Here is a 16,398-nt window from a genome sequence, read left to right on the forward strand (position 1 = left end):
ATATGCTATCGCCAATTCCGCGACCACTAAAAATGCTTTTCTGGATATGGAATCGGCAGAAGGCAGGGTTAGGGAATTATTGGCTGACGGTTATCCTCAAATAAATGGGTCATTGGCTCTAACTGATAATTTTAACCTGCAAACCACTTTTCTTCCAGCTGAGTTTTTTGCTGATGATCCTTCAGAAGTGCCGGATGATGCTCCTCCAGTACCGGTGAAGTTTGGGGTTAGGTATTCGGGAAATGCGGGTATTTCTGCAAGGCAACTGATTTTTGATGGTTCTTTTTTTCTTGGGGTGAAAGCGGCAAAAACGTATACAGAACTTTCTCAAAAACAATATGCCAGAACTAAAATTGAAACAGCTGAGGCGGTTTCTAAAGCGTATTATGGAGTACTTGTCACAAAAGAAAGGCTGGAGCTGGCCACAGAGAATTTAGGCAGGTTGGATTCTCTCCTAAGACAAACCACAGCCATGTACGAAAATGGCTTTTCCGAAAAACTTGATGTAGACAGGATTAGGGTAAACTATAATGTTTCGAAAACACAGGTGGCTAATTTCAGCCGTATGCTTATTGTTCAGGAAAATCTTTTGAAGTTTCAAATAGGAATGAATGTGAAGAATTCTTTGGCTCTAAAAGAGAGTCTTGACGATTTTACGCCAGGTTCAATTGTTTTTGATAAAGGCAATTTTGATTATAGCCAGCGAATTGAATATTCGATTTTGCAAACCCAAAGGGAACTGGATCAGATGAATATTAAACAATATAAAGTGAAATATTATCCTAATCTGTATTTGGATGCTGCTTTTGGGGCTAATGCCGGGGAAAGTAAAAGAGGGATGTTATTTGATCCGAGAGACGGGTGGTTTAGTTATGGTTATTACGGTCTGACATTGCAAATGCCCATATTCGATGGGATGCGAAAAAAGTATCAGATTCAGCAGGCCAAAATTAAAGCCCAGCAAACTGAAAACCTTGCATTTAATATGTTTAATACCATTGACTGGGAGCAGGCACAGGCTAAAATCGACTGGGAAAGCAGTTTGAGTACACTGCAAGCGGAGGAGGAAAATATGGGCTTAGCTCAAAATATTTATAATACTACAAAAATAAAATTTCAGGAAGGTATTGGTCAAAGTTTGGATATTGTAAATGCAGAAACTTCCTTAACTGATGCACAGACCAATTATTACCAGGCTTTGTATGAAGCAATGATTTCTGAAGTAGAATACCTGAGGTCAATTGGCAGATTATGGGCTGATGAATAACAGGGTATTCCAACAGAAAAACTCAAACTTTAAAGAATTTCTAAAAGCATAATAAAAATAAATACAATGAAGATTTACAGCAGTAAATTAATAATCGCTTTAGTAACTATCTGGATGGCGGCTTGTAACCAGCCTCAGGCTCCAGAAAGTCTTGAAGAAAAGAAGCAGGAACTTGCTGAACTGAAAAAAGAGCAGGTTGAAATAAAAGAAAAAATTGTGGCCCTCCAAGAGGAAATTGCCTCAATTTCGGGAGAAAATAAGCAAAAGGATTTGAGAAGAATTGAGGCTATTCAGCTCACCGCTCAACCTTTTAATCATTTTATTGAAGTTCAGGGGGAAGTACAGTCCGATCAAAACGTGATGGTAACTCCGGAAATGAATGGTGTAATTTTAAAGAGACTGGCGCAGGAAGGTGATTTTGTGAAAGCAGGTCAGGTAATTGTGGTTTTGGATGCAGAAGTACTGAAAAGAACAATAGCCGAAATCGAAACCAAACTGGAATTGGCCAATACCATGTATGAAAGACAAAAGAACCTGTGGGAACAGCAAATTGGTTCGGAGGTGCAATACTTACAGGCAAAAAATACCAAGGAGTCTTTAGAGAAGAACCTTGAGGCACAAAAAGCACAACTGGCAAATGCTAATGTAAAATCACCGATCAGTGGAGTGCTGGACGAGTTTTTTATGAATAAAGGGGAAATGGCCACTCCCTCTGCTCCATTGGCCAGAGTTGTGAATGTGGCTCAGGTGAAAATTTCTGCAGATGTTTCAGAAGCTTATACCAAGTATGTGAAAAAAGGAGATTCAGTTACGGTAAATTTCCCAGCTATCGGTGAGAGCATTAAAGTGCCGATCAGACACGTAGGACAATTTATAAACGCACAAAACAGAACTTTCCGAATTGAAATGAAAGCATCTAATAAGGATGGGTTTTTAAAACCAAATACCCTGGCAGTGGTGAAAATTAATGATTTTTCGAAGGAAGATGCAGTTGTTGTGCCTTCCAACATAATCCAGAAGGCTACCAATGGCGATACTTTTGTGTTTGCCATTGACAAGAAGGATAAGACCGGAAAAGTGAAAAAGGTGGTAATCAAAAGTTCGAAGTCATTTAATGGGAAATCTCTTGTTGAAGAAGGTTTAAAACCAGGAGATTATGTAGTTGGAAAGGGATATAATGAAGTAGTGGCAGGAGATGAAGTAAATATAGTGGAGGAAAGGAAAATCTAATACCCTCTGCCACTAAAAATTGAATTGCCAGACTATAAATTTTTATTAAGCATCCGTGTGGTTTTTTAGGGTAAAAATCTGTTTCCCAATACTTTATAAAAGATGAAATCACACGGTTAATTTTGATTTACTACTTAAAATATCAGAAAAATAATGGCTGAAAATCAAGAAAATAATACTGATAATAATGAGGAGCAGGAGGGGGCAGCTTTAAATCAGGTTACGGATGAAAAAAAGAATATTACCCGGGAATTTGGGATCAGTAGTTTCTCCCTGAATAATTCTACGAGTGTTTTCATCCTTACTATGATTATAGTGCTTTTTGGGTTCATTTCCTTTTATTCTATGCCCAAAGAGTTATTTCCAGAGGTGGCTTTCCCAACGGTTTATATTAATACGCCATATCCTGGAAACTCCCCTGTGGATATTGAAAACCTGATTACCCGACAGATTGAGAAGCAATTGAAATCGATTTCCGGGGTCAAGAAAATTAATTCTACATCTGCTCAGGATGTTTCCATTATCGTAATGGAGTTTAATGAAGATGTGGACATTACCAAAGCACTCACGGATGTGAAAGATGCGGTGGATAAGTCTAAAAAAGACCTGCCCACTGATCTGGATGACGATCCTTTGGTGCAGGAAATTGATGTGTCAGAATTGCCTATTATGGTGATTAATATTTCCGGTGATTTTGAAATTGAAAAATTGAAGGATTACGCAGAGTGGCTGGAAGATGAACTGGAAGAGCTGAAGGAAGTTTCTAAAGTGAATATAAGTGGTTCGGTTGATCGGGAAATCCAGATTAATGTGGATTTGTTTAAAATGGATGCCCGTAAAATTACCTTTAACGACATTGAAACAGCTATTCGGAATGAAAATTTATCCATGTCTGGTGGGGATGTCCTAACGGAGGGATATAGAAGAGCTCTAAGGGTTTCTGCAGAGTTCAACAATATTGAGGATATCAGAAATATCATTGTAAAATCTGAGGATCAGAATACCATCTATTTGAAGGATATCGCTGAGGTGAAAGATACTTATGTAGAGAGAGATAGTTATGCAAGGCTTGGGGTAACTTCTTTTCCTGAGGAGGGTAATTATCCTGTAATTTCGCTCCAGGTGGTGAAAAGAAGTGGGGAAAACCTGATTAATGCCGATGAAAAAATCAATAAATTACTGGAAGATGCAGTGGGCACGAAATTACCCTCAAATTTAAATATTGCCATTACTGATAATCAGGCAGATAGAATGAACCTGCAGTTGGATAACCTGATTAACAGTATCATTTCGGGGATTATCCTGGTAGTGTTGGTGCTTTTGTTTTTTATGGGTTTAAGGAATGCGATTTTTGTGGGTATTGCCATCCCGCTTTCCATGCTTATAGCCTTTATTCTTTTGGGAAGTACAGGAAATACTATCAATACCATGGTATTGTTTTCCTTAATTCTCGCCCTGGGAATGCTGGTGGATAATGCCATTGTGGTTATCGAGAATATTTACCGATTAATGGAGCAGGGATACACGCCTATCAGGGCTGCAAAAGAGGGAGTTGGAGAAGTTGCCGTGGCGATTATAAGTTCTACTTTAACCACCTTGGCAGCTTTCTTACCTTTGGCTTTCTGGGGAGGCCTGGTTGGAGAATTTATGAAATTTCTTCCGATTACTTTGATCATTGTTTTAGCCTCCTCACTTTTTGTAGGTTTAGTGATTAACCCTGTGGTAGCTGGTCAGTATATGAAAGTGGATAAAAGTCAAAGCCAAACTCCTTCAAAAAAGAAGAAGTTAATGATTTTTGGTCTGGCTTTGATTACAGTGGCTTTCCCTTGTTATTTTGCTTTGGGGGGAAATTATATTTTAGGCAACCTTCTGATGATTTCAGGGATTTTTACGCTTTTGAATGCATTTGCCTTCAGACCTGCGGCTTTTTGGTTTCAAAATACATTACTTGTAAAACTGGAAAACATTTACCTCAATACACTTAAGTTTGCCTTAAGCGGATTCAGACCTTATTTCTTCTTTGGTGGAACGGTGATATTTTTATTTTTATCGCTAATGATGTTTTCGGCCAATGCTCCAAAAGTCTTGTTTTTCCCGGATAACCAGCCAAATTACATTTATGTATATGCTGAAGCTCCATTGGGAACAGATGTGGAAACTACCAATAGAATTACAAACGAATTGGAAGATAAGGTTTTTGAAGTTTTAAAACCATACAGCAAGGTAGTAAAATCGATTGTTACAAATGTGGGACGAAATACTGCAGACCCTCAGGAAGCCATTACCGGAGGCTCAGGTGATGTTACTCCCCACAAGAGTAAAATATCTATTGGTTTTGTAAAGTATGAAGAAAGAGGCGGAGTAAATACCAGAGACCTCTTGAAACTTGTAGGAGAAGCAGCTAAAACAATTCCCGGATTAAAAGTTTCTACCGGAAAGGAAAATTCAGGTCCTCCTGTAGGGGCGCCTATTAATTTGGAAATTAATGGTGATGATTATATTACCCTGATTCGTGAGGCCGAAATCCTTAAAAATAAAATTGATAATTCAGGGATTGAAGGGATTGAAAATCTTGAGCTTGACATCGAAACGGGAAAACCCGAATTACTGGTGAACATTGACAGAACAAAAGCCAGAAGATTTGGATTATCTACGGCAATGCTTGCCGGAACCATGAGGACGGCCATTTATGGTAAAGAGGTTTCCAAGTTTAAAGATGGGGATGATGATTATCCCATTCAGTTGAGATTAGCTGATAAGTATAGGTACAACATTTCTGTATTGCATGATCAGCGGTTGACTTATAGAGACAATAAAGGCAAATTTCACCAGATTCCGGTTTCTGCTGTAGCCGATTTGGAATACAGTTCTACTTATGGTTCGGTGAAAAGAAAGGATTTGGACAGAATGGTTACATTGAGTTCCAATGTGATTGAAGGTTATAATGCCAATGAGGTGGTTGCGGAAATGAAAACTTTACTGGCTGACCATGAATTACCCGATGGATATCAGTTTAAATTTACAGGGCAACAGGAAGAACAGGCTGAGTCTTTTGCCTTCCTGGTGAAAGCACTTCTCATTGCAGTATGTTCTATTTTCATGATTTTGGTTTCCCAGTTTAATTCCACCGTGAAACCATTTATAATCATTGGGTCTGTTGTATTCAGTTTAATTGGGGTGTTTTTGGGAATGACTGCCTTCGGTGACGATTTTGTAATTATCATGACTGGTATTGGAATTATCTCTCTGGCCGGTGTGGTGGTGAATAATGCCATTGTATTAATTGATTATATTGACCTGACCAGAGAAAGAAAACGAAAGGATCTTGGAATAGCAGAGGATGTTCACCTGGATAAACAAAACTTTATTGAATGTCTGGTGGAAGGCGGCTACACCAGGTTAAGACCTGTGCTTTTAACTGCGATTACCACCGTACTTGGTTTAGTACCACTGGCTACCGGATTCAATATCGATTTCTACGGTATGTTTGCCTATTTTGAACCACAAATATTTGTAGGAGGAGAAAACGCAGATTTCTGGGGACCAATGGCCTGGACAGTAATTTACGGGTTAGTGTTTGCCACTTTCCTTACCTTGGTGATTGTGCCTGTGATGTATTTGATTTCTGATAGAATTATCTTCAGAATGAAAAAATTGACTGGCAAAGCCCATTAATTTGAAACATAGATAATTAGGAGAATCCCCAATCGGATATTGATTTGATTGGGGATTTTTTTATTGCAGAATGAGGGCTACCCAATTCCCCTTTCCGGGGCATTCCAAAGTTGTTTCCCTACCTCCGGATATCTTACTTTCTGGAGACCATTCACTAGTGGAGATATTCAGCCATATCAAGTTAAATTCTCCTTCAAAATTAGACAGGTCAATTTTTACTTCTCCGCCATTGGTGAAATAAATGGCATATTCTTTTCCTGGAATTCCTCTTACATAAGCTTCATTTTCAGATCGGTCTTCAAGAATTTCTGTAATGGGCCGACCATTAAAAAAATCCATCTTGTCAGTTAACAAACGCATACTTTTGATGACTGCCAGGGCTGTTTCATTTAAGCCCTGCCCTGAAGTGGGCCGGTGGAATCTGGCACTTGCCGTGCCCATAAATACATTTCGACAAAATGATTCAATAGCATTTTTAGTGGTTTGATGTCTTCCTCCATCATTTCCATAAATTTTCACATTGTTGGCAGGCCTTACCGTTCCGGAATTTTTAATTTTTTGAAGTTGTTTCATCCCAATCTCCCAATGCTTCTCTCCAGTATTATGATTGTTTTGGGAGATATCTGCAAAATCATAAATTTCAGGGTGATCTATGGTTTCCCTATGGGCCACATGCGACAAATCCCAGGGATCCCACATTTCTGTGGTAAAAATCTTTTTTCCATTTTCTGAAGCTACTTTTTTCATATAAAGAGACCAAAATTTTCCCCATTCTGAAGTCACTGAGGTTTCATTGTCCATGCAATAAAGTACATGATCAAATTTTAGTGAAATGGAAAGTAGTTTATCCACAAATTTTTGCTGATACCCAAGCAGCCTCAAATTACTTTCCTGAGCAGGAACCGACCAGAAAAAATTGTTTTCTACAAAAGTAGGATGGGTGCTTACTTTTGTGGGTAAATGAGTAGCCTCCTCAGAATAGTTTTTATTATTTTTTGGATTAAAAGGATTAACATTCCAATTTTCCCTGTAAAAGTCGAAAGTTGCCCATACTTCCAGTTGCACAATGATTTCTCTTTGTGAGGTTTCTTCCAGAAAATTGGATAACCTGTGCCAGTACTCTTCATTCCACTGGTTTAAGTCATATTTGCCATCTGCACTTAAATGAAATGGCCAAACATTACCGCTATCTCTGCTAGACATGGTATTCCTGACGTAATTCCCTCCAACCGATTGCAACAATTCCAGGTGTTTTTCAAGATCAGGATACTGAAATAAATTATCTTCAACAGAACCACCTAGTAATAGCAATGGCTCACCTTTGTATTGCCAATAGGCAGGAAAATCTGTGGAGGGCTGAATATAACCCGATTTTGAGTTTATGGTGCCTTCCTGCTGCGCATTTGGAGAGGGATGATGACATGAATTTAAAATAAAAAATGATAAGAGAATAGGAAATAAGCTTGTTAGTTTCTGCATTCTTTTGGAGTTTTGAACTAAAATAAGGATAGAAAAAATATTATTTCTAATAAATGATCCAGCTATTTTATTCACTATGAATAAGTTATGGTTTCAAATAAAGATGTAAAAACAGTTTTTCTTTTCTCAACTAAAATTACTCACCTTAAAGCAACCAGTCAATAATCATTTCCCCAATTTAATTTAAAATACGATGGAGCAGGATAATAATAATTTTAACATGGTCGCAAAAACCCTCTTTGGATTGGAGGAGGTTTTGGCAAAGGAAATTAAACAATTGGGAGGGAAAGATGTAAAAGTCCTGAACCGAGCGGTAAGTTTTAAAGGAGATAAAAGGCTCATGTATAAAGCTAATTTATGCCTTCGAACCGCAATTAGTATTCTGAAGCCTATTCATGAGTTTATTACCAGAAATGAACATACGCTTTACGATCAGGTAAAAGCCATTGACTGGACCAAATGGCTTGATCTGGATAAAACATTTTCTATAGAAAGTACAGTGCAGTCAGAGTATTTCAACCATACTAAATATGTGGCTTTAAAAGCCAAGGATGCCATAGTTGACCAGTTTAAGGAAAAGTTTGGAGAACGGCCCTCAGTGGATCGTGAAAAGCCTTATTTAAAGTTGCACATTCACATCTCTCAACAGGAATGCACAATTTTGCACGATAGTTCAGGATATCCTTTATTTAAAAGAGGATACAGAACACAAACTAATAAAGCCCCTTTGAATGAGGTTTTGGCAGCCGGACTGATTCTGCTTTCCGGCTGGGATGGGAAAACGACCTTTATCGACCCTATGTGTGGTTCGGGGACTATTCCAATAGAAGCCGGATTGATAGCTGGAAATATTCCTCCAAATATCCACAGAAAGTATTTTGGTTTTCAATTGTGGGATGATTTTGATGAAAATCTTTGGGAAGAAGTGATCGCAGAGGCAAAAGCAGGGGAAAAGGAAATACATTGTAAAATCCTGGCTTCAGATGTTTCCGATGATACTATGGATATGGCCGGAACAAATATAGAGGCTGCAGGGTTAGATGAAGTAATCAGATTAAGTAAAAAGTCTTTTTTTGAAAGGGATGCTCCTCCTGCTCCGGGATTATTAATTGTAAATCCGCCCTATGGAGAAAGGATTGTGCCCGAAAGAATTATGGCTTTTTATAAAAAAATGGGAGATAGGCTGAAGGAAAATTATTCGGGTTATGATGCCTGGATCATTACCTCCAATGCCGATGCCGTTAAAAAAATTGGATTAAGACATTCTAAAAGGCTTACTTTATACAATGGGTCTCTTGAATGCAGATTTCTGAAATATGAAATGTATAGAGGAACTAAAAAATCGTTCTCTAAAAAAGAAAGAAGACCGCATTAAGTTAAAATACTATATAATTTTCAATCATCTCTATTACCAAAATATGTTTATTAACAAACCTTTACAAATCAGCATTTTAAACATTTAACAACAAAAGAAATGTATAAAATAGATGTTCCGGAATCAAATATTCCCAGGGTAGTAATAATAGGAGGTGGTTTTGGTGGCTTGAAATTGGCCAAAACACTTAGAAATAAGGACATTCAGGTAGTTCTGATCGATAAAAATAATTATCATACTTTCCAGCCCTTGTTATATCAGGTGGCTACAGCAGGTTTGGAACCAGATGCAATTGCTTTTCCCATCCGTAAGATTTTCAAAACCTATAAAAATTTCTTTTTCAGGCTGGCAGAGGTGGAAGGAATTGATAGAGAAACCAATAAAATTATTACCAATATTGGGGAACTGAGCTATGATTTTCTGGTTCTGGCTACTGGTTCAAAAACCAATTATTTTGGTAATCAGCAAATTCAAAAACTTGGGATGCCCTTAAAAACAGTTGTTCAGGCACTGGATTTAAGAAGTTTAATGCTTCAGAATTTTGAGAAAGCTATTCTTTCCTCTGATGTGAATACCAGAGAAAGCAGGATGAATTTTGTGATTGTAGGTGGTGGACCAACCGGGGTGGAGCTTGCCGGTGCCCTTGGAGAACTGAAAGGACATGTGTTGCCTAAAGATTATCCGGAACTCGATGTAAGAAGAATGCAAATTCATCTGGTGGAAGCCGGGCCTAGGTTATTACCAGGATTGTCTAATGTGTCATCTGAAAAATCATTGGCCTACCTGAAAAAACTGGGCGTGAATGTCTGGCTCAATACTATGGTAAAAGGTTATGACGGAACAATTGTGAAAATGAGTTCTGGAAAAAATTTATATACCAAAAACCTGGTTTGGTCGGCTGGAGTGATGGGGAATATGATTGATGGAATCCCGAAAGAAAGTATAACTCAGGGAAACAGAATTCTGGTGGATGAATTTAACAAGGTGAAAGGATTTGAGCAATTCTATGCCATAGGAGATGTGGCAGCCATGATTAATGATGAAAACCCAAAAGGGCATCCTATGGTGGCTCAGGTCGCTATTCAGCAGGGTGAAAACCTGGGGAAAAACATTTTGAATCAGATAAAAGGAAAAGCGCCTAAACCATTTAAGTATAATGACTTAGGTTCTATGGCAACTGTGGGAAGAAATAAGGCAGTGGTGGAACTTAGTAAATTTAAATCTCAGGGGCCTTTTGCCTGGTTTATCTGGATGTTTGTGCACTTAATGTCCTTGGTTGGATTTAGGAATAAAGCTATTGTTTTGGTGAACTGGTTGTGGAATTATATTAATTATGACAGAGGAATCCGTCTGATTATCAGGCCTTATAACAGACAAAAAGCAGAACTAAAGGAAAATGGGGTAGAGGAAGAATCTGCAGCCACTACAATTTCTGAGGAGGTTGGTTGAGCGGATACTAAACCTAAAAACGATTAAGTGAAATTTAAATGTTCAAATTTCCTTCATTCCTAACAATAGTTTTTTCTTTAATGGTTGGCCTTCAGTTGCAGGCACAGACCATTAATAGTAAAGAATTATACCCTGTTTTGGAAAATAGAAGGTGGGGATATATAAATGGTAAGGGACAAGTAGTCATTAAGCCTCAATTTTATGGTGCAGGTGTGTTCTCTGAGGGTTTAGCTCCAGTCAGGAAAAATGGTTTTTATGGGTTTATCAATAATGAAGGAAAATATATCATAAATTTCAGGTATGATTTTGCCGAACAATTTTCCGAAGGTTTTGCAAGAGTCTGGAAGAATAGTCAATGTTATTTTATTGATAAAAGTGGGGGAATTGTGATTAGGGAAAATGGATTTAATATTAGGTCTAAGTTTTCTGAAGGATATGCCTTGGTATCAATTAAAGAGAATAATAATATCAGAAGAAGTGTAATTAATAAGCAGGGAGAAGTTATTAATAAAAAGAGGCTCCTAAAACAGCTTTTAAGAAGGTTGTATCCTAATGAAAATAAAAAAATGAAATTTACTAACGGTTTGAATTTCATTTGTGAAGACAGTTTGTGTGGGTATCAAGACGAAAGGAAAGTATTTGTATGGAGGTATAAAGAGACTGATGAACGGCTCGATACTTTGAATATCGATTTTATGATGAGTGGATATTTTTTTGCCTTTAACTCACCAGAAGGAATTTGTAATGGATGTGCTCGCTCAGTAAACTATCTTAAGAAGATTGAGGAAACTTCATGTTTCCAGCCTAATAGAATTGGTTTGGAAGTGAATGATTCAGTAGTTGCTACATTTGCGCATAATTATTTAGGAAGGAAAGTCTTTTTGTATAATACAACCAAAGATACTATTCATTTTACGGCTCAGGATAGCAGGATTAATTTAAAAACTCAGGCCTTAAATAAGGATGGTAAGTGGCAAGACATAGAATTCCTTATGGATAGTTGGTGTGGGAACAGTTATCATACACTGGATTTAGCTCCCCAAAAATATTGGGAGTTCAAAATGCCAATCTATAATGGAGAATTTAAAACTTTATTAAGATTAGTGTTGAGTACTTCCTATGGAGACAATTCAAAAATTTTTTACAGTAATGTATTTGAAGGGTATGTAAATCCTGGACAGTTTTGGAGAAAAAAGAGCTATACTCCAACAAACTTTATGGACCCGTACTTAAATTAAAAAATAAGTTTCTTTGATTCAGATAATGTCCTTTTTAAATAAATTAGAAAAAATACATTCAAGCCTGGTTTTATAAATCTGATTTTCTTAGCTTTGCAGCCAATTTAAGATGGACGGGATCCATTCACTAAACAAGTCAAAAGTAATATGGCAGTTAAAATTAGATTTGCCCGAAGAGGGCGAAGTAAAAAGGCATTATTTGATATAGTAGTTGCCGATTCTAAGTCACCACGAGATGGTAGATTTATTGAAAAATTAGGATTATTTAATCCTCATACGGATGAAAATAACCTAAACTTTGAAAGAGCTTTGTATTGGGTAATGGTTGGAGCTCAGCCTACTGATACTGCAAGAAGCTTACTTTCGAAAGAAGGTGTAATGTTGAAAAAACACTTACAAGTTGGGGTAAATAAAGGAGCAATCACTCAGGAAGTTGCTGATCAGCGATTTGAAGAGTGGAAAACTTCAAAATTATCTCAAAAAGAAGCTGAAGAAGCTGCAAAAGCTAAAGCTATTGCAGATAAGAAGGCTGCCGATGAAGCTGAAATGAAGAAATTGAGAGAGGCGGAGAGAAAAGCTGAGGAAGAAGCTAAAGCTGCTGCTGTTGCAGAAGCTCAGGCAAAAGCTGAAGCAGAGGCTCAGGCTGCAAAAGAAGCAAAAGCTGAATTGGAAAAAGCCAAGGAGGAAGAAGCTGCACCAGCTGAAGAAGCTAAGGCAGAGGAAGCTCCGGCTGAAGAGACTCCTGCTCCGGAAGCTAAAGCAGAGGAAGCTCCAGCTAAAGAAGAAGAAAAGAAAGCAGAGTAATTTCTTTAAGCAAGTTATTCTTCTAAAATATAAAAGCGTTGAATGCTAAATTCAACGCTTTTTTTATGCTTTTTTCTTTACCAGTTCACCTGCTTATTTAGAAACTCCCAATTTTTCAAAAAGCCACTTGTTGGCCAGTTCTCCCTGCTCGGGATACGTCCAGTGTCCGGTATCCAAAAACTTATGTAACTCCTTCGGAGACGATATGACATTATAGGCGGCATGCATGGAAGTTGGTGGGCAAACATTGTCATTATAACCCCAGGAATACCAACCAGGAATGGTTAAGCGTCTTGCAAAATTGACAACATCATAATAGGATACAGTTTCTACCCAGTTAGGATAGCTCTCCTCATCATAGTTTGTGAACATATGAGGCCATCCTCCGGCTCTTTCATGCAGATAACCAGTCACATCAGAAAGGGCAGGATAGAATGCTGCCAGATATTTTATTCTTTTATCTAACCCTGCTGTAATAATAGATAAGGCACCTCCCTGACTTCCTCCGGTTACGGCCAGGTTTTCTCCATCAAATTCTGGTAGAGAATAAATAAAATCAATGGCTCTTACACAACCCATATATACCCGCTTGTAGTAGTATTTGTCTCTGTTTTCCAGACCATAATTCTGATAACCAGAAAGCGCCCCGGTTCCTAATGCAAGGTATGTTTCTTCAGGAAGATTGACTGGAATACCATGAATCCCGACTTTAAAAACAATAACGCCTTTTGCAGCCCGATCATCTCTGCCATAAGGCCGGATTCCCGCCCCAGGTACGCCCAAGATAGCAGGATACTTTCCTGGTTGCTTAGGTACTGAAAGCATACCGTAAAACCGGCTGATTCCCCTCCAGGAATTGGGCATTTTAAAGCTTTGTAAACTCACATGGTAAACATTGACATCGGGAGTGCATTGCTCGGGCACAAGGGTGACATTGGCATCCATGGGAATCTCACTTAATTCCTTTCTGGCTTTTTCCCAGAATTCATCGAAGTCATCGGGGTTGGGAACCGTAGGTTCTATTTTTTCAGGAGCAAAGCCAGCCGTTCCCCAACCAGTATATTCCTTTCCCTCATATTCCATAGAAACTTTACACCGTAGAAACCCTGGTTTATTAATTTTTATGCCTTTAATGGTTGTGCTACCATCTTTCAAAAGCAGTTCACCATTTTCCTGTTCCTCCATTTTTTCCAAACCAATGGAATACCTGATTTTGGATTGAGGAAGTAGCTGCCCGTTTTTAATAATTTTTACCTCAAAATCGGCCCTTTCTCCTAGTGCGTAAGTCCAGTTTTGCTGGGTTGGGGCCACATTTACAGTGATAAGTTGTTGCTTAGGCTGAGCAACTACTGACAGCACTGAAAAAAAGCAAAAAAAGGTAAATAGAGTGGTTTGTTTGATTAGTTCTTTCATATTTACATTGTTAAAAAATACCTCAAGCTTAAAATAAAAATCCTAACCTATATCCAATTTAACTTCAATATAGATTAGAATCTAAGTATTAAGATTATTTACCCAAATATAAAAACCTCAATGAGATTTCAAATCATTGAGTTGCCAATTATATTCATAAAAATCAATTTCAAAATTTCCATCCAGGTCTTTGCCATAATATTTTCTGACGTACTCCATTAGTGAACCTGTTTCTCTGGTGAAGTCTTCTTTATACCAATTGAATATTTCTGATAACAATATTTTATTTGCCCCCTTATTAATTTTGGTAAATTCCGGATCATTAATCGCTTTTTTAGTTTTGTTGTTTAGTTGCTGGTCCAATTTATCTGGCACGTAAGCATAATTAACAATTACTGGGCATCCTTTAGCCGCACAAACCAGTGCAAAATGTATCCTTGAATCCTTGAACTCCTTTCTTATTTTGTCATTTTCCAGTTCGTTCAGTGTCAATGCTTCCCCTGCTACCTGGTGTTTTTTCTTATCAAAAAATCCGGGAATATCCATAGGGGAACTAACGGGATAATTTTCCACAATGCTTTTGATTACCAGTAAATTGTAGGCATTAATATAAAAAGCCTTTTTTTCATCATCAGATTTTCCGGAAAGGGAAATAGAATTTATAGTGTTTATTAAAGCATTAATTTCACCTTTATTTTCTGAAATTCTGGAGTAATCCACCGCATTGTTGAGGATATTTCTATTTAAAAACTCATCGGTTTTATTGAAAAAATCATTTATAGACTGGGCTGAAGAGGCATAAGCAATTCCTATAATCAGGTAACAAAAGATCAAAAATTTGGACATAATATTCTGGGTTTAAATTAATTTTCAGGTTTAAAAATATCGGCTATTTTTCATTTAATCTGTCAGGATAATGACACAACAGGGGTTCGTAAGAAAAAATTCAAAGCCATACTCCGGGAGGGAATCAATGAGGTATTAAAAGCTCTTTGTAGTAGGGTTTATTTAATTATTCTCATATAAAATAATAAAATTTGAATATCATGAAGGTTTGATCAAAAATGTGAATTCATTACTTTTAGAGCCAGTAGTTAAAAATCAAATAATTTTTACCCAAAAAGCCAGAAAGCTTTTTGTACAATTTCCAATAATAAAAACACAATTAAATATGGATCTTAAATTACGGTTTCAGCTATCTACCATGATGTTCCTGAATTATTTCATTTGGGGGGCCTGGTATGTAACAATGGGGACCTATCTTGGAACTACGCTTTCATTTAGTGGAGCAGAAATAGGAGTATTATATGGAGCCGTTTCAGTAGCAGCTTTGGTTTCACCATTTTTTGTAGGGATGATTGCCGACCGTTTTTTTGCCACAGAAAAAATTCTTTCATTCCTCCATTTTGTGGGAGGCATTTTGTTTATTCTCATTGCCCAGTCCACTGAATTTAGCTGGTTTTATCTCTTTTTCCAGATATACATGCTCTGCTTTATGCCAACCATTGCACTGACTAACTCCCTGTCTTTTAGAAACCTGAGTGATCCCAACGGAGAGTTTCCCGGAATCAGGGTATTAGGTACCATAGGTTTTATTGTGGCAGTAAATATTATAAGTTTTTCCAAGTTAGAGGCAAGTGAGATGATGTTTTATTTGGCGGCAGCCTCATCTTTTGTTTTAGGTGGATTTTCATTAGTGCTGCCAAAAACACCTCCAAAAGATAAAGGACAAAAAGTTACCGTATCTGATGTTTTAGGATTGAAAGCCCTGAATTTGCTCAAAGGGCGTTCCTTTTTGGTGTTTTTTATTGCCTCTGTTTTAATCTGTATTCCTTTGGCTTTTTATTATGCCTGGGCCAATCCTTTTCTAAATGAGTTGGGAATGGAAAATGCCGGAGCCAAAATGACTTTAGGTCAGGTTTCCGAAACGGTCTTTTTATTGGTAATGCCATTTTTCTTCAGGAGACTTGGGGTGAAATGGATGCTTGTGGTGGCTATGATATCCTGGGGTTTAAGGTATTTCCTTTTTGCCTATGGCGACCTGGGAGCTTTGGAATGGATGCTTTATGGTGGAATAATCCTTCACGGAATTTGTTATGATTTCTTCTTTGTAACCGGGCAAATTTATGTGGATAATAAAGCTGGAGAAGAAGTGAAAGGTGCTGCGCAGGGGCTGATTACTTTTGCTACCTATGGGCTGGGAATGTTAATTGGCTCTTATATTTCCGGTTGGATTGTAGATTATTACCTGTCGGCTGACGGCCTGACCCATAACTGGAAGGAAATCTGGATGGTGCCTGCACTGGGAGCCATGGGAGTACTTCTGTTATTTGTGTTATTCTTTAAGGAGAAAAAACAGGATGAAAAGGTAGAAGTGAATGCCTAGCCATTCCCTGAAATATTTATCCCGGGAAAAAAACTTTGCCTCAAATGGGGGGCAAAGTTTTTCTTTTTAGGGACTATTGAAA

Annotated in this window: 11 protein-coding genes; 8 read left to right on the forward strand and 3 right to left on the reverse strand. The window is 37.7% G+C overall.

The annotated features are described in order from the left end of the window. The 3 genes from A3EM_RS0139425 to A3EM_RS0139435 all read left to right on the forward strand — a co-directional run. Positions 1-1,267 (forward strand): TolC family protein (locus A3EM_RS0139425; protein ID WP_020533750.1); only part of this gene is annotated, 1,267 nt, incomplete at its 5' end. Positions 1,268-1,333: 66 nt separating this feature from the next. Further along, entirely contained in the window at positions 1,334-2,497 is a 1,164-nt protein-coding gene (locus A3EM_RS0139430; RefSeq protein ID WP_020533751.1) for an efflux RND transporter periplasmic adaptor subunit, read from the forward strand. 153 nt (positions 2,498-2,650) lie between these two features. Next, complete coding sequence (locus A3EM_RS0139435; protein WP_020533752.1) at positions 2,651-6,172, forward strand: efflux RND transporter permease subunit; 3,522 nt, start codon at positions 2,651-2,653, stop codon at positions 6,170-6,172. Between the two features lie 60 nt (positions 6,173-6,232). On the opposite strand, the gene A3EM_RS45160 is transcribed toward A3EM_RS0139435, so the two are convergent. Next, entirely contained in the window at positions 6,233-7,651 is a 1,419-nt protein-coding gene (locus A3EM_RS45160; protein ID WP_157638305.1) for a putative collagen-binding domain-containing protein, read from the reverse strand. Positions 7,652-7,844: 193 nt separating this feature from the next. On the opposite strand from A3EM_RS45160, the gene A3EM_RS0139445 reads away from it, so the two are divergent. From A3EM_RS0139445 to rpsP, 4 genes are all read left to right on the forward strand, one after another. Continuing rightward, entirely contained in the window at positions 7,845-9,026 is a 1,182-nt protein-coding gene (locus A3EM_RS0139445) for a THUMP domain-containing class I SAM-dependent RNA methyltransferase (protein ID WP_020533754.1), read from the forward strand. 99 nt (positions 9,027-9,125) lie between these two features. After that, the gene (locus A3EM_RS0139450) at positions 9,126-10,475 is read left to right on the forward strand and encodes an NAD(P)/FAD-dependent oxidoreductase (RefSeq protein ID WP_020533755.1); all 1,350 of its coding nucleotides are present in this window, start codon (positions 9,126-9,128) and stop codon (positions 10,473-10,475) included. A 38-nt stretch (positions 10,476-10,513) separates the two neighbouring features. Beyond that, entirely contained in the window at positions 10,514-11,713 is a 1,200-nt protein-coding gene (locus A3EM_RS46795; RefSeq protein WP_020533756.1) for a WG repeat-containing protein, read from the forward strand. A gap of 147 nt (positions 11,714-11,860) precedes the next feature. Next, positions 11,861-12,517, forward strand: a complete 657-nt coding sequence (gene rpsP / locus A3EM_RS0139460) for a 30S ribosomal protein S16 (RefSeq protein WP_020533757.1) — start codon at positions 11,861-11,863, stop codon at positions 12,515-12,517. Between the two features lie 93 nt (positions 12,518-12,610). Here the strand turns inward: rpsP and A3EM_RS0139465 are convergent, their stop codons facing one another. Together A3EM_RS0139465 and A3EM_RS0139470 are read right to left on the reverse strand one after the other, a co-directional pair. Further along, positions 12,611-13,930 carry an acetylxylan esterase gene (locus A3EM_RS0139465; protein ID WP_020533758.1) on the reverse strand — a complete coding sequence of 440 codons (1,320 nt, stop codon included), beginning with the start codon at positions 13,928-13,930 and terminating at the stop codon, positions 12,611-12,613. A 117-nt stretch (positions 13,931-14,047) separates the two neighbouring features. Then, positions 14,048-14,776: a DUF547 domain-containing protein gene (locus A3EM_RS0139470; RefSeq protein ID WP_020533759.1), complete on the reverse strand. Its 729-nt coding sequence runs from the start codon at positions 14,774-14,776 to the stop codon at positions 14,048-14,050. 325 nt (positions 14,777-15,101) lie between these two features. On the opposite strand from A3EM_RS0139470, the gene A3EM_RS0139475 reads away from it, so the two are divergent. Next, complete coding sequence (locus tag A3EM_RS0139475) at positions 15,102-16,316, forward strand: nucleoside permease (RefSeq protein WP_026210875.1); 1,215 nt, start codon at positions 15,102-15,104, stop codon at positions 16,314-16,316. The last annotated feature ends 82 nt before the right edge of the window (positions 16,317-16,398 follow it).

This window comes from Flexithrix dorotheae DSM 6795, from assembly GCF_000379765.1.
Classification (GTDB): Bacteria; Bacteroidota; Bacteroidia; order Cytophagales; family Flammeovirgaceae; genus Flexithrix; species Flexithrix dorotheae.